Origin of the sequence: uncultured Psychrobacillus sp. (assembly GCF_938022135.1) — a bacterium.
GTDB lineage: Bacteria > Bacillota > Bacilli > Bacillales_A > Planococcaceae > Psychrobacillus.
Map to the genome: position 1 here is coordinate 39,859 of NZ_CALIED010000068.1, position 22,301 is coordinate 62,159.

Annotated in this window: 20 protein-coding genes; 10 read left to right on the top strand and 10 right to left on the bottom strand. The window is 40.1% G+C overall.

Annotated elements, in window-relative coordinates; genetic code table 11:
• Nucleotides 1–18 precede the first annotated feature (18 nt).
• Nucleotides 19–780: a hypothetical protein gene (locus Q0371_RS13845; RefSeq protein WP_298472036.1), complete on the bottom strand. Its 762-nt coding sequence runs from the start codon at nucleotides 778–780 to the stop codon at nucleotides 19–21.
• Between the two features lie 132 nt (nucleotides 781–912).
• On the bottom strand, nucleotides 913–2,133 hold the full coding sequence (locus Q0371_RS13850) for a hypothetical protein (protein ID WP_298472038.1): 1,221 nt from the start codon (nucleotides 2,131–2,133) through the stop codon (nucleotides 913–915).
• Between the two features lie 379 nt (nucleotides 2,134–2,512).
• Between Q0371_RS13850 and Q0371_RS13855 the strand changes: the two genes are divergently transcribed.
• From Q0371_RS13855 to Q0371_RS13875, 5 genes are all read left to right on the top strand, one after another.
• Nucleotides 2,513–4,087 (top strand): NlpC/P60 family protein, encoded by a 1,575-nt coding sequence (locus Q0371_RS13855; RefSeq protein WP_298472040.1) that lies wholly within the window; start codon nucleotides 2,513–2,515, stop codon nucleotides 4,085–4,087.
• Between the two features lie 24 nt (nucleotides 4,088–4,111).
• Nucleotides 4,112–4,663, top strand: coding sequence for an RNA 2'-phosphotransferase (locus Q0371_RS13860; RefSeq protein ID WP_298472042.1), 552 nt, complete (start codon nucleotides 4,112–4,114; stop codon nucleotides 4,661–4,663).
• Between the two features lie 683 nt (nucleotides 4,664–5,346).
• Nucleotides 5,347–6,183 (top strand): glycoside hydrolase family 16 protein, encoded by an 837-nt coding sequence (locus Q0371_RS13865; protein WP_298472044.1) that lies wholly within the window; start codon nucleotides 5,347–5,349, stop codon nucleotides 6,181–6,183.
• Nucleotides 6,184–6,206: 23 nt separating this feature from the next.
• Complete coding sequence (locus tag Q0371_RS13870) at nucleotides 6,207–7,556, top strand: glycosyltransferase (protein WP_298472046.1); 1,350 nt, start codon at nucleotides 6,207–6,209, stop codon at nucleotides 7,554–7,556.
• Between the two features lie 96 nt (nucleotides 7,557–7,652).
• On the top strand, nucleotides 7,653–8,027 hold the full coding sequence (locus tag Q0371_RS13875) for a hypothetical protein (protein WP_251552589.1): 375 nt from the start codon (nucleotides 7,653–7,655) through the stop codon (nucleotides 8,025–8,027).
• A 43-nt stretch (nucleotides 8,028–8,070) separates the two neighbouring features.
• Here Q0371_RS13875 and Q0371_RS13880 read toward each other — a convergent pair whose 3' ends face one another.
• From Q0371_RS13880 to Q0371_RS13895, 4 genes are read right to left on the bottom strand one after another with little or no spacing between them, the layout of a single operon-like run.
• Nucleotides 8,071–9,321 (bottom strand): erythromycin esterase family protein, encoded by a 1,251-nt coding sequence (locus tag Q0371_RS13880; RefSeq protein WP_298472049.1) that lies wholly within the window; start codon nucleotides 9,319–9,321, stop codon nucleotides 8,071–8,073.
• Nucleotides 9,322–9,324: 3 nt separating this feature from the next.
• Nucleotides 9,325–10,050: an ABC transporter permease gene (locus tag Q0371_RS13885; RefSeq protein ID WP_298472051.1), complete on the bottom strand. Its 726-nt coding sequence runs from the start codon at nucleotides 10,048–10,050 to the stop codon at nucleotides 9,325–9,327.
• Complete coding sequence (locus Q0371_RS13890) at nucleotides 10,051–10,761, bottom strand: ABC transporter permease (RefSeq protein ID WP_298472053.1); 711 nt, start codon at nucleotides 10,759–10,761, stop codon at nucleotides 10,051–10,053.
• A complete protein-coding gene (locus Q0371_RS13895; RefSeq protein ID WP_298472056.1) occupies nucleotides 10,758–11,669 on the bottom strand; it encodes an ABC transporter ATP-binding protein in 912 nt (303 codons plus the stop codon). Before Q0371_RS13895 ends, Q0371_RS13890 begins: the two co-directional genes overlap by 4 nt.
• A gap of 231 nt (nucleotides 11,670–11,900) precedes the next feature.
• On the opposite strand from Q0371_RS13895, the gene Q0371_RS19215 reads away from it, so the two are divergent.
• The gene (locus tag Q0371_RS19215; protein WP_366518597.1) at nucleotides 11,901–12,221 is read left to right on the top strand and encodes a DUF4181 domain-containing protein; all 321 of its coding nucleotides are present in this window, start codon (nucleotides 11,901–11,903) and stop codon (nucleotides 12,219–12,221) included.
• 377 nt (nucleotides 12,222–12,598) lie between these two features.
• On the opposite strand, the gene Q0371_RS13900 is transcribed toward Q0371_RS19215, so the two are convergent.
• The 4 genes from Q0371_RS13900 to Q0371_RS13915 form a co-directional block, all read right to left on the bottom strand.
• Nucleotides 12,599–13,963 (bottom strand): HAMP domain-containing sensor histidine kinase, encoded by a 1,365-nt coding sequence (locus Q0371_RS13900; RefSeq protein WP_298472058.1) that lies wholly within the window; start codon nucleotides 13,961–13,963, stop codon nucleotides 12,599–12,601.
• Nucleotides 13,960–14,628, bottom strand: a complete 669-nt coding sequence (locus Q0371_RS13905) for a response regulator transcription factor (protein WP_298472150.1) — start codon at nucleotides 14,626–14,628, stop codon at nucleotides 13,960–13,962. The genes Q0371_RS13900 and Q0371_RS13905 overlap by 4 nt, the downstream gene beginning before the upstream one ends.
• Nucleotides 14,629–15,509: 881 nt before the next feature.
• Complete coding sequence (locus Q0371_RS13910; RefSeq protein WP_298472060.1) at nucleotides 15,510–16,343, bottom strand: SLAP domain-containing protein; 834 nt, start codon at nucleotides 16,341–16,343, stop codon at nucleotides 15,510–15,512.
• Between the two features lie 239 nt (nucleotides 16,344–16,582).
• Entirely contained in the window at nucleotides 16,583–16,981 is a 399-nt protein-coding gene (locus tag Q0371_RS13915; protein WP_298472062.1) for a thioesterase family protein, read from the bottom strand.
• A gap of 100 nt (nucleotides 16,982–17,081) precedes the next feature.
• Between Q0371_RS13915 and Q0371_RS13920 the strand changes: the two genes are divergently transcribed.
• The 4 genes from Q0371_RS13920 to Q0371_RS13935 all read left to right on the top strand — a co-directional run bounded on the left by Q0371_RS13920 (nucleotide 17,082) and on the right by Q0371_RS13935 (nucleotide 22,261).
• The gene (locus Q0371_RS13920) at nucleotides 17,082–18,083 is read left to right on the top strand and encodes a LacI family DNA-binding transcriptional regulator (RefSeq protein ID WP_298472064.1); all 1,002 of its coding nucleotides are present in this window, start codon (nucleotides 17,082–17,084) and stop codon (nucleotides 18,081–18,083) included.
• Nucleotides 18,084–18,215: 132 nt separating this feature from the next.
• Nucleotides 18,216–19,589, top strand: a complete 1,374-nt coding sequence (locus Q0371_RS13925; protein WP_298472066.1) for a hypothetical protein — start codon at nucleotides 18,216–18,218, stop codon at nucleotides 19,587–19,589.
• A 65-nt stretch (nucleotides 19,590–19,654) separates the two neighbouring features.
• Nucleotides 19,655–21,076, top strand: a complete 1,422-nt coding sequence (locus tag Q0371_RS13930; RefSeq protein WP_298472068.1) for an aldehyde dehydrogenase family protein — start codon at nucleotides 19,655–19,657, stop codon at nucleotides 21,074–21,076.
• Nucleotides 21,077–21,088: 12 nt separating this feature from the next.
• A complete protein-coding gene (locus tag Q0371_RS13935; RefSeq protein WP_298472070.1) occupies nucleotides 21,089–22,261 on the top strand; it encodes an iron-containing alcohol dehydrogenase in 1,173 nt (390 codons plus the stop codon).
• Nucleotides 22,262–22,301: the final 40 nt, after the last annotated feature.

The window sequence follows — 22,301 nt, forward strand, 5'->3', positions numbered from 1 at the left end:
CAGCCTTTTCGTCTGATATTAATTTCCCATTGCCTTACTTAGAATACCGTCACGGCGTGCCTTCTTCTTCGCTTCATACTCTTTTTTCATTGCTTTAGCCTGTGATTGATCATGCCCATTTGCTGCGAGGTCTTTTTCAACAGCTTTTAACACGGCGTTAAATACTTTATCTGTATTTCCCTCTAAGTCCTTGGCAGCCGCCATATATTTATTGTAGAAGTAACCGTAGTCGATACTTTCCCCATTGGCTTTTTTCGTACTGTACTCCGTTTTAGCTCGTCCAACTAGTGCATTAATCTTGGTGTCTGCTTGGCTTTCGAGACCTTCCATTGCTGGACGATATTTTTCCATGATCGTAACTACCGACTCACTTTTTAAGGTAGAATCCGTGCCACTCCCACTTGGTTTTGGAGAGCTTGCATTTCCAGAGCTTGCTCCTTTCCCAGTACTCTGAGTACTCTGAGAGGGTGTCGATGCATTATTAGAATTGGAAGCTGTACTTGTAGGACCGGATACCGTTTGCGTATTACTATTAGAAGCTCCTGAATTTCCACCTGGTTCAGTTCCCTCAGTAGTTTCTTCAATCACATCTCCGTTTTCATCCATTAAGATTGTGATGCCACCTGGTAGTTCCACCTTGTATGGCTCCTTCTCTACAATCTCTTTCACCTCCTCGTCCGCTACGTCATATTCTTTAAATTTAAACATATACAATAAGTAACTACCACCGGCGATAATTACGGCAAGAGCTATTATAGAAAATATTTTAAGCTTTTTCATAAGTTATCTCCCTTCCTAGTAAAAAGTAAAACCAGTTTAACACGGATTTTAGTTATATAGTGTCGTTTTTAGTAAAAATATGTATAAAAGCCCATACTTTATACAAGTAATGGGCTTTTGTATTTAAATAACTTATTTAAAAGTTACAGAGAAAGTAACGTTAATTGCAGATCCGTTGTTCACAGTCACAGGAAGAGAATATGTTTTACCTTTTAATTCATCTGCAGATTTAATATCTGTAGGAATTTGTTTTTTCAGGTAATCAATACCTTCTGATGAAAGTGGATTTAGACCATTCACATGTGTTACGCCCACTTGAGTAACAAGCTGTGCAAAAAGACCTTTGCCTAAATAGTTATTAATCGCTTCAGGCTTTACATCTTCTTTAATAGTTACTGTGTAAGCATTTGCTCCAGTTTTCTCCACTGTTGCAATATCAGATTGAGTTGCATTTAAAGTGGCAATAATAGACGCAACTTTTGTATCTAAAATTTGTTGCTGTTGAGCTGGAGTTGTTGTATCTCCTCCCCCATCAGCTGGTGGATTGCCAGGGTTAGTGATTGGTGGCGTTGGAGCTGGTGTAACTGTGCCGTTTACAGCTTTTCTAGCCTTCTCTACTTCTACCATAAGCGCTGCCACGAATTTATCAGTAGATGGGCTTGGCAAACGATGTAAAATTGCTTCGATTTCTGCAAGAGAAGCTTTAGCTTCTCTCAATTTATTAGTAGCTAAGAAATCATTAATTTTTACTAGTTCCATGTAAATTGTTACAGGAACCATTAACTCATCACGTTTTGCATCTGCAGGTTTTTTATACTGCTCTAACAATAGATCGCGAGCTGCTTTACCAGAGAAACGGTATAGAATTGCAGTTCTGCCTTTTAGCTGATAAGAAAGCTTATGGTACGCTTTTTCTACTGCTGCAAAGTCATTTCTTGCTTGCGCTTCGTTTAATTCATTCATGATTGGCACCAAGTATTTCGTTGCATAGTTATGTGCATCAATATATGGCACTAATCCTCCAGAAATTTTTTCATTGTAAAGGGAATCGATTTCACCCAGCTTTGCATTCTTTTGAGCTGTTGAAAGTCCAGAAGCTCCTTGAATGGATTTTCTAGCGTTTTGGTAATTTTTCTTTGCACTGTTTAGCGCAGGATATAGTGCACTGCTCGGTGCTAGTTTACGATCCAAAGAAGGATAGACATAGTGTGTAGTTGCCTTGTTCAACTCTGTTTTTACTTTGTTTACTGTTTGGTCAACCGAAGTTGCCCCCAGTGCAGCAGGTGCAAAAGATAATACCGATGTAGTTAATAAAGCTGCTGCTACTGATTTTTTTACGAAATTTTTACTCATAAAACTCCTCCTTTTAATTTTGGGTAATTATGAAAAAATTACCTCTAAGTTCACATTTCAATAATACCCTTAATTTTAAAACTATTCAACTTATAACATAATAATATATTACAAAAATACTTATAAAATTACATATTATGTGATTTTTATTATCGTTTTAAAGAAAAATGGGGAACTTTGGGGAAATTTATAGTTTTTTAGCTAATTATATTAAGTTATTACGACTTGCTTGAAAAAAGAGGGTCGCTATTAAGATTGAACTTACTACTACTTCATTATATGTATATATCAAAAGTGAATTTTTACCATTTTAGGTTACATTATGTAATAATTTTATAGTAATATTAGAGGTAATTCATTTATAGGAGGAACCTTACTTTTGAAAAAACTCACCATGATCATCACCTTGTTTATTTTGCTATTATCTACCTTCACTACTGCCTCTGCCTCTGCATTGTTCAAGGATGTGGATGACTCCCATCCAGACAAAGCCGCCTACGATTTTCTAGCTACAAAGGGTCTTATTGTCACTAACGCCACTAGTAATTTTGGAGTCACCAAGGAAATAACTCGATTAGAGGCTGCCGAGCTACTTGTCGAAGCATTAGATATCGATACGTCAAAGCAATTTGATGTACTCATATCAGATTTTGATCGAGACCACCCAAGCTACCCAATAGTTGCTGCTTTAGTTGAAAAAGGGATTATGAATCTCGATGGAGATCATGCGTTTAATAGAGATCAGCCATTTTCTCGTGGCGAGGCTGCCGCCTTTTTAGTTCAAGGCTTTGGTTTGACTGGAACGGTTTCGAAGACTTTTCAAGACGTATTACCGGAGTATTGGGTATCGGATGCCATTAAAACTCTTCACTCTCACAACATTATAAGCTCGACTACCGACAATACATTTCGACCACTCGAAAACGTGACAAAAGGAGATTTCGTCGTTTGGTTAGCTCGCAGTATGGAGCCAAGTTTACGTAAGGTCACTGCTCCACCAGCCCAACCCGTCCCTCCTGCAAAATCTTGCGAGAAGCCAAGCAACAAGAAAATAGTGAAGGTAAACGTCCAGGTCACCTCCCTTTGGAAGACACCAAACGTGTATCGTGCAGTAGATAAGCCGTCGATTTCTGCTCCAGTGGATATCCATAAATGGACAAAAAATATGAGCATCAAGGAAAAATGGTGGCTAGTAAATAAAGTCGACACCCAAGCACTGTTTGGTGACGAGGTAACCATTTTAAAGACAAGTGGCAGCTGGGTCAAAATTGCCATCAAAGATCAGTATGTCCCTCACCAAAAGGAAGGCTATCCAGGCTGGGTTCCTAAATCACATATTTTTGAAACAACAAAGGACTATACGGATTGCTCTATTGCCGTAGTAAACGCGAAAAGCCCTACACTCTACAGTGATATGGTGAAAAAGAATAAATACATTAGTATCAGCTATTCTACTATCCTTCCAGTAATTAAAGAGGAAGGTGATTGGCTACATGTACAGACTCCGCAAAACGGTGTAAAGTATATGCAAAAGAAAGACGCGAAGGTTTTCAAAAACTACAAATCTATTCCGAAGCCGACTCAAAAGGATATCGTAAACAGCGCTAAAATGTTCCTTAACCTCCCATACTTATGGGCTGGAACATCCTCTTACGGCTATGATTGCTCAGGTATCATCTATTCTGTTTATAAAAACCATGGAATCATCATTCCAAGGGATTCCTTCGTTCAAGCGACAAAAGGGACTGCTGTAAAGAAAGCCAACCTCCAGCCGGGGGATCTAGTATTCTTCGCTGGCAACCGTGGGAAAGGAAAGGTATATCACGTAGGGCTTTACGTAGGCGAGGGTAAAATGCTGCATGCACCGAGCTCTTCCTTAAAAGTAAGAATCGAGTCGATGAATGCTGGGACCTTTAAAACGAATTATGCAGGTGCTCGGAGATATTTGGATTAATAGATTGAAGGGCGGGGTAAATTTATGTCTACACATGATCATTTAAGTGTATTTATTAGTTTAATTCTTAGGCATAAGCCAGAAACAATAGGTATTACATTAGATGAATTTGGTTATGCAAATGTGGAGGAATTACTAGAGGGTATAAATAACAGCGGTAAGCTGATTGATTTTCATATATTACAAGAGATTGTAAGGACCGATAGGAAAAAGAGATATAGCTTTGATGAAACCTCCACATTAATCCGAGCTAATCAAGGTCACTCTATTCGTGTGAAGGTTCCTATGAAAGAAGTTGAGCCACCAGAGTTTTTATATCATGGCACTTCTAAAGCTTCACTTAACCAAATAACGTTACAAGGGATCAAGAAAATGAATAGGTTGTATGTCCATCTATCCGAAGATGCCGAAACTGCATTACAGGTTGGGAGTAGGCATGGTAAAGCTGTCGTTTTAAGGGTGCTTTCACAACAAATGCACAATGAAGGACATAAATTCTTTCTCTCAGAAAATAACATTTGGCAAGTTGACTTTGTACCGTGTACCTATATTATCGAGTCAGATTATACAAATTGACATGGTTTCGAACTCATATAGCTAAGACGATTTCACGTACGAGTTTTTGACTGATACTGAACCACCAGAGCAATTCGTTTTAGGATAATTAGACTAATAGATTACAATACTTAGCCTCTCACAATTCAATTGTGAGAGGTTTTTTACGTAACTAAATGTAATGCCTCCATTTTTCAACAAAACAAGACAAATTTCAACTAAATACCTCTATTTTAATTATATTAAAATAGTAAAAAATTACACTAAAAACTTTATGCTATTTTTCAAAAGTCCTCTATAATTCCTTAACATTCCTCAGTATATTATAAAAAAAACTCATAACATTCCTCAGTATTTCTAAAAATAAAATTATCTTAATATTAGTAATACAGTTTGGATGCAGCTTTTACTATTTATTTAAAATAACGAGTCATTTCATATTAGTTTCGAGTTGTTCTCCTTATACAAATGATTTTGGTTCTTTCCTGCCTATTGAGCAATCATCATTTTTTATTAAGTAAATGGAACTACCATTAGCAAGTAGATCTGATAAAGGAAGGTGAAAAAGATTGAAATAAACTAAATACATTAACTTTTCTGATATTTAATACTTTATGCATTAAAATTTATATGCTTAAATTCCTAATTTGAGGTATTAAATTTCTACTATATGAATATACTTCTCTTGCAAGGAGGAGCTAACCATGAGGGTATTTATGATTCTATTTATATTTTTCTTAGCTGGATGTAGTGTGCCTATAAGCGATACTCCAGTGACTATAGAAGAGGAACAAGTACACACAGAAAAAGCACAAGAAGAAGAGGTGGAGATCATCAAGCATCCAACCGAGCCAGCAATAGTAGAAGTTCCATATGAGGATCAGCACACAGAAGCTGGCTGGAAGCTTACCTTTCGGGATGAATTTGACCTGGATCAGGTCTCCTCTTCTAACTGGAACCTATTAAATAGCGGCTACAAAGATCATGGTAGACTACATCACTACTTACCAGAACAGGTAACCTCCGATTCTGGTGTTTTAAAGCTAGAGGTTAGCGATACCCCCTATCAAAGCTACCCTTATCGTTCCGGAGCCGTTACGACACAGGGCTTACACGAGCAAATGTATGGAAAGTTTGAAATAAGGGCTAAATTTCCAAAAGGTCAGGGGCTATTCCCTGCTATTTGGCTGCTCCCTACTGACCATTCGTCTTATCCGGAAATCGACATAGTGGAGATGCTTGGCCAATTGCCTAATGAGCTTTGGCATGTCGCTCATCAGAAGGAAGGTAACCGTGCATTTCACTTGAATGAACATATAAATGGTTCCGAGTGGCATACGTATACGCTCAATTGGTCACAGGATGAGCTCATTTTTTATATAGATGACGAAGTAACCTTCCGAACAAGTAATGTTTCTCATACAGAAATGTATTTACTCATGAATGTAACAGTGGGTGGTACTTGGGTTGGTGACCCTGACTCTTCAACAGAATTCCCTTCTAGTATGGAAGTGGATTATGTAAGGATATATCAAAAATAATAATTTGAGAAAGAAGGATTCATTTGGATTTAATATCAATTAGCTTAACAATAATCTTTGCACTTTATCTGTTACTACAATTGAAGTATATATACAGCTCTCTGAACACCACTAAAACGAAGCTTCTAATTTTGCCAGAGAAAAAGATTTCTGTATTGATACCTGCCTACAATGAGGAGCTCGTTTTAAAACAATGCTTAGATAGCTGGTTTCGGTTGGATTATACGGATAAAGAGGCCATATTTATAAATGATGGTTCGACGGATGCTACCTTACACGTATTACAGGAAATGCTTGATTTAGAGGTGACTACTAGAGACTCTACTGTCCTCTTAAATACTAGGGGCATTAAAAATATTTACCTAAGTAAGAAATATCCTGACATTCTAGTTGTAGATCAGTATAACGGTGGAAAATCAGCAGCCTTAAATACAGGGATTGCTATTGCCACTGGTGAGATTGTCATCACCTTGGATGCCGATTCAATATTAGAAAAAAATAGCTTAAACAAGATTAATGAAGCATTTGTGGATCCAAAGGTGATAGCTGGAGGCGGCATGGTCCACGTTGGTCAGCTCATCAATAAGCAAGGCCTTATTAATTACTCTAAAAACTGGATTATTAAGTATCAGACTTCTGGTTATCTCTCCTCCTTTTATGTAAGGAAGGTCACTCAAGCGAAACTAAATGTTTTAAATGTAGTATCTGGGGCCTTCGGGGCTTTCAGAAGAGATGTTCTTCAACATATTGGTGGTTATCGAGATACGCTTGGAGAGGACATGGAAATCACCTTCCGTCTTCAAAAATATATGCACAAAAGAAATATGGGAGAAAAAATGATTTTTATACCGGAGGCTGTCTGTTACACAGAGGTTCCAGAGAATTTTGCATCCCTTATGCACCAGCGCATTCGCTGGCAAAAAGGATTTATCGATTGTATTAATTTATACAAGAAAGACTTTTTCACTAGCTTGGGCAAGAAGTTTTCGGGTTTTCTCTTATTTGAGTCAGTTACTCTTAGTGTCATTGGTATGCTGGCAATGATTATTCTTCCCCTTTCCATCATACTCGGGAACATATCTGGCATTACGATCCTGTTGATGGCTATCGCTTGGTTAAGCGAATTTATACTCCGTTTAGTGGCAGTTCAACGTGCAGGACATTACGGCTACAAATTTTCTGTTTTACACTGGCTGCGTATCATCCTATTCACGATGTGGGAATCTATCACCTATCGCTTTCTGGACACCTTTTTCTTTACTTACGGCACTATTTTATACTTTTTCGGAAGCAGAACCAATTGGAACAAGCTAACTAGAAGCGGTGCAGTACATTTTGAAGACATCGAGCCTGCAAAGGTAATTGCCCAATAAACTAAAGTGATAGATAAATAAACTTCTACTGTAGATAAAGAGGCGATTTCAATTAGAGAGATATTCACTGTCATTAGTATAATTGGATTGATAATCATGGGGTTGCTTGTATTCGAGCCTTTTCGTACCGAGCCTCCCTTACCTTCTATTACGGCAGGCGACACACATATCTCTACTACACAAGGTTACTATTGTTGGAGTGGAATCCTGTCTACTGCCTGCGCTAACCCAGTCAGACCGTTAGACTCTCCTACCTCGGTTTCGCCAGGAGAAGAAATTAACATAGAATTTAGGATGAAACCAGTTGCGGAATCCCTGAAGGTGGAGCAAGGCAAAAATAATGTCACTCAAATTCCGATTCATGATCATATCTTCGTAGCTCCAAAAGAAAAAGGGCTCTATCTCTACAATCTGACAGCTTTCTGGAACAATGGAGATGGGAACTATGCTTTTTCGATTATCGTGGAATAGAAAGAAAGAATCCATTCTAAAATAAAATGGATTCTTGCTATTTCTATTCATTCACTCTTGTCGGTGTTGCTTCTTTAACGATAATGACACCATCATATGCTTCATTTGGCGTCATTTCGATTGTGTAGAACATCTTCAAAAACTTGTACCAGTAACGGAAGTCATCTCCGATATTAGCCATCTTTTGCTCCTTCGATATAATATCCTTTAATACCTCCGACTCTTCTGCTATTTCAAAATCCACATAGAAAATGTTGGACTCTACCTTGCTAAAGGCATCGGTTAAGTCATTGTTGTTTTTTACTTTATAGGTTTTACGCTCTCCACTGCCATTTTTGGACTGAAACTTGCTCTTGGTGAAGTCCGTTCCAATTGCAAAGTACGCTTCTCCATATTGCTCGTCTAAATAATGTCCCATCGACTTGTAGCCGGCTAACGATGCGGACGTTTTTTCCACATGTCCATTATGTCCGTTAAAGAAAACCTTCTCGTTGCCACGGGCTGTTTCGAACTCCATGATCCATTGCAAATTTTGAGCCAGGTATTCATCTCGTAGCTGCATATAATCCTTTTCATTTAAGAATAGCTGAGTACGCTGCCTCATGATTTGAGCGTATTGTAGCGCAAGCGTGTGAGCTTCTTTATTTGATTTCTCTATATAAGCTGCTTCGTTAGATTGTAAATCTTGAATAATCTCTTCTATTGTTTGATTGATATCATTTAATTGATCAGTTGTTAGCTCACGCATGTTCTCATTAGAAACGTGCTCGAGCTTTGATTCATAGTCAATGAACGCATTTTCGTTAACCGTTTGGTAAAAGTCCAGCACGCCTTTTTTGCTATAGTCATAGCGCTGCATATCGTTTCCGTAAAAGTAAATCTTCTCTTCCTCGCTTGTGGTTGCGTTATAATCATGCATCCATTGTACGAGATCAACCATTTGCTCTGTTTTATAAATAGTGTAGTCTAGCGTGTTTACCGCTTCTTCGGCTGTGCCCGTTCCATTTAAGATGAAATCGTTTATTTGCTGGCCGCCACCAAAGTCACCCTCTATGACAAATACTCGAACGTTTTCTTGTTTGATTAGCGATTCAAATACATCTTTTTTCAGCTCTTGAAACTCCACATTCCCATGTGTCGCTTCCCCTAAGCCGATTACCTTCACACCGTCTGGAATATTCATCGCTTCTATGGTTGAAATAAATGATTCTGCATTATCGGCTGCTTTACTGCTGCACCCTGTCAATAAAACTGCAAGCAAGATAACCATAACTACTATAAAATTCCGTTCCATTTTTTATACCGCCTTCCTTTGAAAATAGATATATCCTCCAATGAAGAATAATAAAAAGCTTCCGCCCACTACCGTTAATAATTGATCCCATGGAACGAAGAACGTATCACTCGTGTCCCCTCCGATATACATCATCAAAAATGGCTGAGCCCACGGATAGAAGGACCCTAAACGCTCAGAGTTTACAACTAGTATCGTAGGCAATGTTAAAATCACATTAACCGCGAACGGTGCCGCAAAGCTCTTGAACATGATAGCCATCCATAGCTGTAATGCGACTAACGGCAATGTCGCCACCCATCCCCCGACTAAGCTTTTCCATACAATTTGCATGGGAAATGGATCGGTAAACCCTTGCATGATACCTACTACGTAAAGGGAAGCGAAAAATAATAATTGAATGACAAGCACTAGCAATAGTAACAATATATACTTCGCCGCAAATACTTTTCCTCTTGTCACTGGCAATGCCAGCAGCTGCTTCCAGCCCCCTGCTTGATGCTCATATCTACAAATCACACTTGCTAAAACTCCAGTTAACAGAGGTAAAAATAGTAGGCCATACGTAAAATTCATCGTTAGTAAGGATAGATACCATTCATTTACACGGTCATCTGAAAAACCGTTAGTCATTCCAAGAAATATACCAACAAGGGGCACGGTCAAAATGATGAAAAAAATTTTGGAATGTCTAAACTTAAACCATTCTGATTGTAAAATCGACAGCATTTATTTCACGTCCCTTCTCATAAAGTCGAGCATTCCTGCGATATACAATACAAGCCCTACCCCTACCCCAAGCAGGACATTAATGATTGGTTCATCCCACTCGTTCATCAAAGATGGCCACTTCCAAATCATCCAGTCTGGTAAAACGAAGGCCGAATAGGTAAAAATGACACCTAGCACTGCTGTTGTAATGGGAATACCTTGGTTTTGACTGACGGACGCAATCCATAGCTGTAGCGCTAGTACTGGCAGAGCTGCCAAATAAGGGTAGAAGCTATATTTGAGTAGCTCCAAGTAAGGAATGTCATCTCCCAAGTTCAGAAAAATGCCATATACTAAAGAAAATATGCCTACAAGCAAGGAGGATACAAATAGCAGGCTTGCGAGAACCGTGAACTTCGATAAATACACGCCCATTTTGGAGACCGGCAATGAAATCAGCTGCTTCCAAGCATTCGTCTCATTTTCTATACTTGCTATAAATGAAGTTAAAATAGCGATTCCTAATACAAGTGCTAATGGGGTAAACGAGTGTACGTTTGCTAAATAATAGCCCCAATCATCATCACTTTGCTTTAGTAAATAATCTTTCCGAACGCCGTAGTTGACCATTTGCAGGGCAATCACTCCGAACGGCCCTAAAAATGCTAGAAACCATAATCCTTTTCGTTTTATCTTCAAAAAGTCTGCCTTTATTAGTTTTCCAATCATACGACCTTCACCTCTGCGGTCATTTGAAGGAACGTATCTTCTAACGATCTTTTTTCCTCTTCCACTCGGTAAATGGAGTAGCCACCGTGCACGAGGGTATGGATTGCCTTCGCTACTTTTTCATCGGAATGCTCGGACAGTAGGATAACCCCTTCCAGCCATTCTGCTTTTATCCCGTTCCCTAATAACGATCGCCATGCCTGCTCGCTGTTGCTCACCTTCAGTAAAATCTTTTGCTTGGCATGCATGCGGAGAGCCTCGATGGAATCCTGGTAAATCATTTTTCCTTTTGTCACGATTCCAACGGTCGTCGCCATTTGGTCGATCTCGGATAATAAATGACTGGATATTAAAATAGTCATCCCTGTTTCAGCGGGAAGCTGTTTGATCAGATTGCGAATTTCTATAATGCCGGATGGGTCTAATCCGTTTGTTGGCTCATCTAGGATTAAAAGCTCCGGACTGTTCAATAGGGATGCCGCTATTCCTAAACGTTGTTTCATTCCTAGCGAGAATCCTTTGACCTTTTTATTGGCTACTTCAGATAATCGGACAATTTCTAATACCTCATAGATTCTTGATGTCGGTACCCCTAGGATCTTCCGTAATGCTTCTAAGTTTTCATACGCCGTTAAATGGGGATAATAGGATGGGTTCTCTACTAGGGAGCCCACTCTTTTCAAAATATTGATACGCTCTTTATGTAAATCCTTTTCAAAGATTTGAATTGTGCCGGACGACGCCTTCATCAGCCCTAACAGCATACGGATGGTCGTTGTTTTCCCTGCTCCATTCGGTCCTAAAAACCCGTAAATCTCTCCTTTACGTATTTTCATATTTAGCCCTTCTACGGCTACTTCCTTTCCAAAACTTTTCGATAAATTGTTTGTTTGTACTACATATTCCATTTCCCTCACCTCTTTATCTATGTTAAAGATGAAAGGTTAAAAGAACGTAAGAGGTAAGGTTAAATTTTGTTTAAAAATGGTGGAATGGGGTGCTGTTCAATGATGTTTGAAGTATTTTAATATTCCAATATTTATTGTGTTAAAATATATTATATAGAAATGAACGGTACTGGTAGAAAGGGGTGTTGAATGATGACTGTCGATATGTATATTGCTTTACTTTTTTTACTAATGGTTATCTATTTGGTGCTGCGGTACTTCATAAGACAGAAATATAACATTTCTACTCATCAAAGGTTATTTGTGAATACTACACAAAAATGGATAGAAATAATCTTACTTGTTTTAAGCTGCATTCTCTTTGTTCTTTTTTGGATTATGGAGGATTGGGTATTCGTCTATTTAATAATGGCTGTTCTCGTTGTTTTATTGTGTCTCCGGGCTTTTGTATCATATAAATACGAACGAGAAGAAAGACAATATATGATCACCCTTGTCGATCTTGGAGCCTATTGTATATTCTTTTGTATACTATTGGTTGGCTATATCTGAACAAAGGTCACGACTTAAACGCATAGACGTAATAATCTATGCGTTTTTCGGTTACTTATTCAGTTATATTTTTTCTCTTTTATTTGATCTTCGTCGACCGACCGATTATTCGAGAAAACCGACCGATTATTGATCCGAACCGACCGATTATTCGAGGAAACCGACCGATTTTTGACCCGAACCGACCGATTATGAGCAAAAACCGACCGATTCCAATTAAAAAGGCCACCTTGGTAGGCTTATCACCCTTGTAGATTCTGGTACCTAGAGTGTTAACAAGAATCCCGATTGTACAATGTGAAATATGCAGAATAAAACGCATAGACGTAAGGATCTATGCGTTTTTCGGTTACTTATTCAGTTATTCTCCTACACCATTACTTGTATTTTTTCAATTTGATAGTCGTTCCATTTTCACTAGACTCCATGTCCCAGTCCAGCTTCATGCCCTTCACCATCATATCGACGATGGACAAGCCGATTCCTGCTCCAGCTTCATCGGATTCGTTTTTCATGCCTTTTCCTCTGTCGGAAATAACAATAGCATCGTATTGGTCGGTAGTTTCCGTTTTGACGTAAACATAAGCCCCATTTTTTGCATGTCGAAGCACGTTTTGCAATAAATTATCTAGTATGCTCCCTAACCAAATCGGGTCGATCCTCCAGTTCTTTTGTTCAAAAGGAACTAAGTGGACGTCCACTTCAAACCCTTCCTTTTCGAATACGGGATACCATAAAGCTAGACATTCCTTTACATAGCGGACAACGTCCATTTCCTTCGACTCAAATTTGTATTTACTAGCCATGAGTAGCGTATACGACATCAGATTTTCAATGAGTCTGTCCACATTCACAACCGAGGACTCAAGCGATTGGATCGCTTTCTTTCCTTCGTCAGATAAATCCTCTTTTGCAATCGAATACGCTTGAGCTCTTATTTTCGTTAACGGAGTTCGCAAATCATGAGACAGATTGGCGATCAGCTCTCGACGTAGCTGCTCCTCTTTCTGTTCGCGCTGCTTGCTCTCCCTCAGCTCACCTACCATTTGATTGAATGTCTTTTCAAGCTGTCCGATCTCGTCCTTCTTTTTCACCGGAATCCCAATTGGCAGCCCGTCTACATCCCGTATTTCCATTGCCTCCTGTAAATGCAATAACCGCTTTCGAATGCTTCTAAAGAATAGAAAGGACATGAATAGGAACAGGAAAATGATAGCCATCACACCTGTTATGAAAATGAGTCCATATCTGTCATACATATTGGCAAGTGGCGGATCAAACTCGGACCTTGGCAGCTCGAGTACAACGAAGCCGTTCGTCTCATCTTGTCCAACAAACGCAATAACCGTAAAAGGGTTCCCTCCATAACGCTGTTTGATAAACTTTGCCGTATAGGCAGGCGACCACTCTGCAGGAAGCCCATCCTGTGCATCCTTTTGGCTCGCGAGTTTCCCTTGTCCATCCACCCAAAACATGGATGCTCGTGGATACTGCTCCTTCCAACGTTCAAAAACCTGTTGAACGGATTCGGTTGTGGCGTTTTGCATTGCGTTTGCTTCCTGATGCCATTTGTCCTCTACTGCACTTTCCTCAACCGCACCTTTATTTTGCGTTTCCCCAGAATTATAGGAAACCCCAAACACAAACAAGGCAATAATCAAGTAAGCAGCCTGAACGATAAACATCGCTAACAAAATCAGTAGCATATACTTCGCTAATAAGGATTGGAATAATCTCTTCATAGTTTTACCCTGTATCCAATTCCACGGATAGTTTCAATGATGGTCGGCTTCGCCGGGTTCCGCTCAATTCTTTCGCGCAAATAACGTATATGAACCATCAGCGTCTTATCCCCCTCGATATATCGTTCTCCCCAAACCCCTTCATACAGCTGTTCCTTCGTTAGGATTTGATTGAGATGCCGAATAAAAAATTGTAGCAGGTGATATTGCTTACCGGTTAACTGGATTTCTTCATTCGTCTCATTGTCCACTATGCGCATATCCTTAGTATGTATGGTCAGATGCTGAAGCTTCAATACATCTTCATTCTTTTGGTATCTCCGTAAAAGGACCTCGACACGAGCAACCAGCTCATCCGGATGAAACGGCTTCGTCAAATAATCATCCGCAAAATGAAGCCCCTCTATCTTATCCTCCACCGCCGTCCGCGCCGAAAGCATTAAAATGGGCAGGTCCCCCTTCTCCTTCTTCATCCGCCTTCCAATCGAAAAGCCATCCAGCCCTGGAATCATCACATCCAAAATAGCAAGATCCACCTGCGAAACATACTTCTCCGCATCCTCCCCAGATTTCAGCCACGTCACCTCATATCCTCTTTCCGTTAAATCCTTCGTCACCCAGGTACCTATATCTATTTCATCTTCTATGTATAAAATGTGTGTCATGGTCGTCCTCCTCATTGGGATTGTCTCTTGAAGAGCATCACTTTTAGTAGTAGCACTCTCGTTGAAGTGCTTCTTTTCGTGTTAGCTCGTGATTGTAGTAAAGTAATGCTGGATTGTAGTAAAGTAGACGCTGATTGTAGTAATTTAGCTGCCTATTGTCGTAAAATATGCCGGGATTGTCGTAAATCGGGCTCGACTTGGAGAGTTGGGATTTGATTGTAGTAAAATATCGCTTGATTATCGTAATCTAACTGGCCATTGTCGTAAATTTTGCCTTGATTGTCGTAAATTCGGGTCCACTTGGAGAGCTGGGACTTGATTGTAGTAAAATATCGCTTGATTGTTGTAATCTAGCTGCCTATTGTTGTAAACTATGCCGAGATTGTCGTAAATCTAGCTTGGCGGGTAGATCTGGGTTGCCATTGTAATAAAGTAGACGCTCATTGTAGTAATCTAGCTGCCTATTGTTGTAAAATATGCCGAGATTATTGTAAATCAGGCTCCACTTGGAGAGCTGGGATTTGATTGTAGTAAAATATCGTTTGATTGTTGTAATCTAGCTACCTATTGTCGTAAAATATGCCGGGATTGTCGTAAATCTAGCTTGGTAGGTCGAGCTGGGTTAGCATTGTAGTAAAATAGACGCTCATTGTAGTAATCTAGCTGCCTATTGTCGTAAATTTTGCCTTGATTGTCGTAAATTTTACTTTGATTGTTCTAAATCTTGCTCGCTGAGTAAATGAGCTCATCGCCCTGTATGATTGATATTAGTTATTTTACAATATTCTTACAATAAAGGGATTATATCATGAAATTTCGTTGCCAGTTATATCTTTCCCACAAAAAAACTCCCCACCAAGTGAACGGTAGGGAGTTTTGAATTAGTTTTGTGGTGTTAGCTGAACGTTCCAGCTACTGAAGTCTGGTGATTCTTTTTGGAATACGTTTTTCGGGAAGTGAAGACTTACTGGTCTAGCCTGATGAGATCCTACAGCAAATTGTTCTAGTGGGAAGCCTAGTTTTGCAACTACATCGCCTGCCGCGTCTAATAGTTGAACTGGTAGGTTGCTGATTGTGATTTCTTCTTTGTATCCGTTGCGTAGTAATACGTATACCTCGACGCCGTCTTCTACTTCTGCAAAATGAAAGGCATTAACTGATAAGGAGTTTTCTTCAACTGCCTCCATGGCAGTTAAAGAAGCCTCAAGTGAAGCAATCTGCTCTGGAGATAGCCCATTAGACCAGTTCTCGTCTAATTGTAATGTAAAATCAGATACAACTGGCTGCTGGTATTCAAACAGTACTTCGAATTCCATTTTGTCTTTGATTTCTTCCTCTGGCACTAGCAAGGAATCCTTGTCGAATTCAAATATCCAAGGACGTGCTCTTAAAGAGTTTAATAGACCGAATACCTCCATATTGAACTCCTTACGGGCTATATCGTTGCCATCCTTATCTCTAACTACTAATCTAATGACTTCCATATTCAATGTTTTTTGTAGGGAGTGACGAATGATTGCAGTCATAATAAACCCGTTATCATTTTTATGCAATGCCACACCATGGATGTTAATTTGGTTTGGGTCTAATCCCTTTAGCTTATTGTGATAGTATTGGAAAACATAGCGCTCCTGTTGATCTAATTCCCATAGGTCACTGAACTCTAGTATTGTTTTTAATCTATTGGATGTCTTTGGTTGGTTTGGTTTAAACATGAAAACATTCCCTTCAAAATTCGAACTATATAGACATTATATCACAAAGACTACTATGATAATACTAGGTCATTCCTATGTATCTATTAAGTAGTATCGCAGGGATATTTATGTAATATATTACATGGATTCGAAATGGAGTGCCCAGATATACCTTAAAAACAACGACTGAAATGCCATTCGAGCTTGCTCGAATGCACCGATTAGATTTTAAAGAGTTTGATGCCGATCAATTTTCTTCAATCTCCCACATACAAATGCTTCTCCAGCTCTCTTCGAATCTCGTCTGGGATTGCCTCGCTTTTATTCTCCTGCACATTATAGTTTACATAGATTGTACTGGCTTCTACGGTTAGTTTTCCTTCCTGCCAGATTTCCTCGTATAGCTCGAGGCTGGAGTTGCCGATTCGTTTGATCCAGCATTTGATTTCTACTTGTTTTCCGTAATAGATTTGTGCTTTATATTCTACGGTTGTTTTTAGGATAATCATTTTCCAATTTTGAAAGCTTAAATCCGGGTTGAAGAGGGTAAATAATTGGTTTCTGCCACCCTCTAGCCAAATCGGAATGGTGGTGTTGTTGATATGCCCTACTCCATCGGTTTCTGAGACTCTTGGTTCTATTATAGTTTGGAACATTTCTTCCTCTCCCCTCCTTCCTTTATTTCCACAAGCTTATTTATAATCCTTCTTTTTCTGGGAGAAACGATATAGAATAGACCTAAAAGGAGGTTTTGTCTTGGTATCATCGAAAGACGTTGCAAAGCATGCTGGTGTTTCCCAAACGACAGTATCTCGTGTTTTAAATACACCGGAGTTAGTTAAGAAGCCCACACTTGAAAAAGTAATGAAGGCGATTGATGAGTTAAACTATATGCCGAATCTTCATGCGCGCTCTTTGGTTCAAAATAAGACAGGGTCGATTGCCCTTCTATCTGGACCGCTACATAACCCATTTTTTGTGGACAGTACTACTGCTATTGTCAATTATGCGAATGAAATGGGATATCGTGTAAGCGTACAGTTTGTAAACGATGAAAAGCTTAGTGAGGCGTATGCGACTGCCTTTGAGCATAAAATTGACGGCATTATTTTATCTTGTATTTTATTAGATGACCCTATTTTTGATAAGCTCAAGCGGATGAATATTCCATTTATCACCTATAACCGCAAGCATAAAAACAATGAGTATTTTGTGGAAATCGATAATTTTCAAGCTGGTTATTTAGCAGTCCAGCATATGGTGGAGCTGGGTCATACAAGGATTGCGTGGGTTGGTGGTCCATTGTCTGTTAGTACCTTCCATAATCGTTATCTTGGCTACAAGAAGGCTGTGGAGGATTTTAAACTAAATGTATCTGAGAGGTATATTTTTAATACGGATACTTCCAAACAGGATATTGCCTTGGCTTTTGAAAAGCTGAAGAATTTAGAGGATCGTCCTACTGCGATTTGTGGGGGCTCGGATTCGCTCGCGTTATTTTTAATGGATGAAGCTTTTCAGCACGGTCTATCGATCCCAAATGACTTGAGTATTATAGGAATTGATAACGTGGATATGAGTATGCACGGGTCCATTCAGCTTACAACAGTGGGTAGCATCTCTGAAGAGAATCTAGGATTTTTAGCTATTCAGGAATTGATAGAAATGATTGAAAATAAAAAAAATAGTTGCACACAAATTACGGAGTCTGTTAAAGTATTTAAAAGAAGCACGACGAGAGCACTTAAAACAAACTAATGAAGCCAGGTTTGTTTTATTTTTTCTCTAACAATGAATACGTAACCATTTTACTTTCCAATAAAATGGTTACGTATTCAAAAGGGGTTTTATGTAAGGGGTTACATTAAAAATTGGGAGGAGATTTAGTTTATGTTATGGAAAAACCGAAAGTATGGAGAGGAATCCCCATACATACCAGCGGGCCCTTTTAAGATCCGCTTACCTTTTATTCACTACCGTTTTGAATGGCCAGATTATGTGCAAGGCTTGCTCATGTGTGCAGTCGACTTATCTGCTATTCCACTTTTAATCGAGTTGCTGGGAATGCCATTTGAGGTTGCTATGGCAATCGTATTACTAAACGGAATCTTTTATTTGTTACATCATTTACTTGGTGACCCAGCAGTTCCGGGATGGATTACTCCAGCTATACCGCTGATTATGCTTTATTGCCAGCAGTTCCCTGAAGGTGCAGAACGGGTTCATGCCTTAATTGCCTTCCAGATGACGCTAGGGATTCTTTCCTTGCTGCTCGGTTCAACCGGTCTCGCATCTAAGGTTGTTAAGCTAATCCCACCTGCCATTAAATCAGGGGTTATCCTTGGGGCAGGTTTTGCAGCTGTTATCTCTGTTTTCCAAATCGGTGGAAGATTTGAGTCCTTCCCATGGACGATCACAATTGCAATCGGCATAGCTTTCTATCTATTATTCTCTAACCATTTTGCTACTTTCCAAAACCGAAATCCGTTTTGGGGGACGATTGCTAAGCTCGGGATATTCCCTGTAATTATTTTGGCGGTGGTCATCGCGCCGATTTTTGGAGAAGCACCATGGCCAACACTTCAATGGGGCTTTTCAACCCCTGATTTTGTCACACTGTGGAACGAATATACAATATTTGGTTTAGGGTTCCCACCACTGATGATGTTCCTAACTGGTTTACCTACCGTGCTAGCAGCTTATATCGTGTTGTTCGGAGATGTGCTACAAACGAAAGCATTAGTGGAAGAAGGGGCTGCGGCACGTCCTGATGAAAAAGTAGAATACAATCCTAGTCGTGCTCACTTAATCTTTGGAATTCGTAATAGTGCGATGAGTATTTTAGGTCCAGACGTAACGATGTGTGGTCCATTATGGTCAGCTATGCAGGTAGTGATGATCGAACGTTTTAAAAAAGGACGAAAAGCAATGGATTCGATTTTTGGCGGAGTTGGCTCCTTCCGTTGGGGTACTAATACTGGTTTACTATTACTTCCAATTGTTAGTTTAGTAGAACCAATTTTAGGGGTAGCTTTGGCTTTAACTTTACTCATTCAAGGGTATGTTAGTGTTAAGGTCGGTATTTTAGAATCACGCAGTCAACGTGATTTAGGTATCGCTGGTATTATTGGTGCCGTGCTTTGCATAAAGGGTGCTGCTTGGGCGTTTGCTGTAGGAATCATTCTTTGTTTATTAATCTACGGTAAGCATTTCTTTAGAGGTGAGGTCGACAACACCTTCATGAAGGATCAGAAGGCGGACTAAACATATATGGCATCCTCGCATGGTAAAATAGTGTTACAACTGTAACGAATGAAAGGATGATCGACATGGAAAAAAACTATTATGTAAACGGTGAATGGAAATCTTCTGAAAGATTTGCGGAGCTTTACTCCCCACATACAAAAGAGCTGATCGCAAAAATTCCTCAGGCAACGCGTGAGGAAGTGGATGAAGCAATTGAAGTGGCACATGGTGCACGAGAAAAAGTGGCGGCTTTAACAGCATTCGAGCGCTCTGCTATATTGGAGCAAATTGCTCAGCTGTTCGCCGTACATCGTGAAGAGGCTGCAAAAATTATTTCATTAGAGGCCGCAAAGCCACTGAAATATGCGTACGGGGAAATTGACCGTACGATTGAAACGTATAAGTTTGCTGCCGAGGAAGCGAAGCGTTTAACCGGCGAGATGATTCCAATGGACGCTGCAAAAAACGGAGCGGATCGATTTGGCTATACGATCGAGGAGCCAATCGGTGTTATCGGAGCTATCACTCCGTTCAACTTCCCACAAAATTTAGTGGCACATAAGGTTGGACCTGCGATTGCGGCTGGCAATACGATCGTATTGAAGCCTGCGTCTCAGACTCCACTATCTGCTCTGTTTTTAGCAGAATTGATAGAACAAACGGCTCTACCAAAAGGCGCTTTTAATGTCGTGACTGGTAGTGGACGCGAGGTTGGAGATGCTTTAGTAGAAAGCGACAAGGTGAAGATGATTACGTTCACCGGCAGTCCTGCTGTAGGTAAAGGAATTCGCAATAAGGCTGGATTGAAGAAGGTTGCGCTGGAGCTTGGCTCTAATGCTGGTTTGATCATCGATAAAAATGTAGACCTTGCTAATGTAGTGCAAAAATGTGTGATGGGTGCATTTTCCAATCAAGGTCAAGTCTGCATTTCTTTACAGCGTACGTACGTGATGGATGAAATTTTCGATGAATTTATTGAACAATTTAGTGAGATGACGAACAAGCTTGTCGTTGGAAGTCCCTTCGATCCAGCTACAGACATTTCCGCAATGATCGCTACTTCTGAATCGGAACGTGCTCTAGAGTGGGTCGAGGAAGCAGTCGGTCATGGCGCAGAAATTATTACAGGCGGGAAGATTGAAAATGATGTGTTCCAGCCTACGATTTTAAAAAATGTGAATGCAATTTCCAAGGTTTCTTGCCAGGAGGTATTTGCTCCGATCGTTGGCGTGAGTCGCATTTCTTCTATTGAAGAAGGAATTGAAGCAATCAATGATTCAAGCTTCGGTCTACAAGCAGGTATTTTCACAAACGATATTAAGACAGCGTTTAAGGCAGCCAAGCTTTTAGAGGTTGGTGGTGTCATGATCAATGACATTCCTACGTATCGTGTGGACCAAATGCCATACGGTGGTGTGAAGGATAGCGGTACCGGTAAGGAAGGTATCAAATACGCGATTCACGAAATGACGGAAACGAAGCTTGTTGTTTGGAATAATCAATAAGGAGTGAGCAGTATGTCAGAAAAAATTACGTTCACACCAATCAGCTACACAGGATGGGATGCACTATCCCATCTCCTAGCTGAAGTGGAACGCTTTAAAGTAAAAAAAATACTGATTGTCACCGATCCATTTTTAAAGGATATCGGTTTGACGAATCAAGTCTCGGAGCCGCTAGAATCTGCCGGCTACACGGTTGATATTTATACAGATGTTGTGCCTGAGCCCCCTTTAGCTATCGGCGAAAAGCTAGTTTCCTATACTCGTGAGCATGCATTTGACATGGTCATCGGCGTCGGCGGCGGCAGTGCACTCGATTTATCGAAGCTTGCAGGAGTAATTGCTTCTCATGAAGGCAATGTAGCGGATTATTTAAACTTAACTGGCTCTATGCAAATTACGCATAAAGGGTTACCGACGATTTTAATCCCTACTACCTCTGGAACCGGTTCGGAAGTTACTAATATTTCGGTGCTATCTTTAGAGACTACGAAGGATGTTGTGACGCATGATTATTTATTGGCAGACGTAGCAATTGTCGATCCAGCATTGACTGTTTCATTGCCTCCGAAGGTTACTGCTGCTACTGGCGTTGATGCACTAACTCATGCAGTTGAGGCGTATATCTCGAAAAATGCTAGTCCTGTGTCAGATGCTTTAGCGCTACAGGCTATTCGCTTAATTAGCAATTCGATCCGCACTGCTGTATCGAACGGTAAAGACAAACAAGCGCGTACCGATATGAGCTACGGCAGCTATTTAGCAGGGTTAGCGTTCTTCAACGCAGGAGTTGCTGGTGTTCATGCACTCGCCTATCCGCTTGGCGGTCAGTTCCATATCGCCCACGGAGATTCCAACGCCGTCCTACTCCCTTATGTTATGGGCTACATACGCAAAAGCTGCGAAAAACGCATGAAAGATATTTACGAAGCAATGGGCTTCAGCTCTAGTAATCTATCTCAGGAGGAAGCATCCTATAAATGCGTCGCTGAGCTAAAGAGATTAGTAGAAGACGTAGGAATCCCTTCTACCCTTCAAGGCTTCGAAATCCCGGAAAGTTCCTTAGAAAGCTTGACGGAAGACGCAACAAAACAAAAGCGCATTTTGGCTCGCAGTCCATTGGAGCTAGGTGAAAAAGAGATTGCTGCGATTTACCGAGCTGCTTTTGATGGAGAGATTGTGGAGTAGAATTGTTTTGGTTAGTCCCTGTGCCAGTTGGTGGCATGGG

Coding starts and splice junctions, on each gene's coding strand:
- Q0371_RS13865 (WP_298472044.1), top strand. CDS start 5,347: ATGAGGGTATTTATGATTCTATTTATATTTTTCTTAGCTGGATGTAGT.
- Q0371_RS13935 (WP_298472070.1), top strand. CDS start 21,089: ATGTCAGAAAAAATTACGTTCACACCAATCAGCTACACAGGATGGGAT.
- Q0371_RS13850 (WP_298472038.1), bottom strand. CDS start 2,133: ATGAGTAAAAATTTCGTAAAAAAATCAGTAGCAGCAGCTTTATTAACT.
- Q0371_RS13930 (WP_298472068.1), top strand. CDS start 19,655: ATGGAAAAAAACTATTATGTAAACGGTGAATGGAAATCTTCTGAAAGA.
- Q0371_RS13880 (WP_298472049.1), bottom strand. CDS start 9,321: ATGGAACGGAATTTTATAGTAGTTATGGTTATCTTGCTTGCAGTTTTA.
- Q0371_RS13915 (WP_298472062.1), bottom strand. CDS start 16,981: ATGTTCCAAACTATAATAGAACCAAGAGTCTCAGAAACCGATGGAGTA.
- Q0371_RS13900 (WP_298472058.1), bottom strand. CDS start 13,963: ATGAAGAGATTATTCCAATCCTTATTAGCGAAGTATATGCTACTGATT.
- Q0371_RS13925 (WP_298472066.1), top strand. CDS start 18,216: ATGTTATGGAAAAACCGAAAGTATGGAGAGGAATCCCCATACATACCA.
- Q0371_RS13860 (WP_298472042.1), top strand. CDS start 4,112: ATGTCTACACATGATCATTTAAGTGTATTTATTAGTTTAATTCTTAGG.
- Q0371_RS13875 (WP_251552589.1), top strand. CDS start 7,653: ATGGGGTTGCTTGTATTCGAGCCTTTTCGTACCGAGCCTCCCTTACCT.
- Q0371_RS13895 (WP_298472056.1), bottom strand. CDS start 11,669: ATGGAATATGTAGTACAAACAAACAATTTATCGAAAAGTTTTGGAAAG.
- Q0371_RS19215 (WP_366518597.1), top strand. CDS start 11,901: ATGGTTATCTATTTGGTGCTGCGGTACTTCATAAGACAGAAATATAAC.
- Q0371_RS13910 (WP_298472060.1), bottom strand. CDS start 16,343: ATGTTTAAACCAAACCAACCAAAGACATCCAATAGATTAAAAACAATA.
- Q0371_RS13890 (WP_298472053.1), bottom strand. CDS start 10,761: ATGATTGGAAAACTAATAAAGGCAGACTTTTTGAAGATAAAACGAAAA.
- Q0371_RS13905 (WP_298472150.1), bottom strand. CDS start 14,628: ATGACACACATTTTATACATAGAAGATGAAATAGATATAGGTACCTGG.
- Q0371_RS13885 (WP_298472051.1), bottom strand. CDS start 10,050: ATGCTGTCGATTTTACAATCAGAATGGTTTAAGTTTAGACATTCCAAA.
- Q0371_RS13845 (WP_298472036.1), bottom strand. CDS start 780: ATGAAAAAGCTTAAAATATTTTCTATAATAGCTCTTGCCGTAATTATC.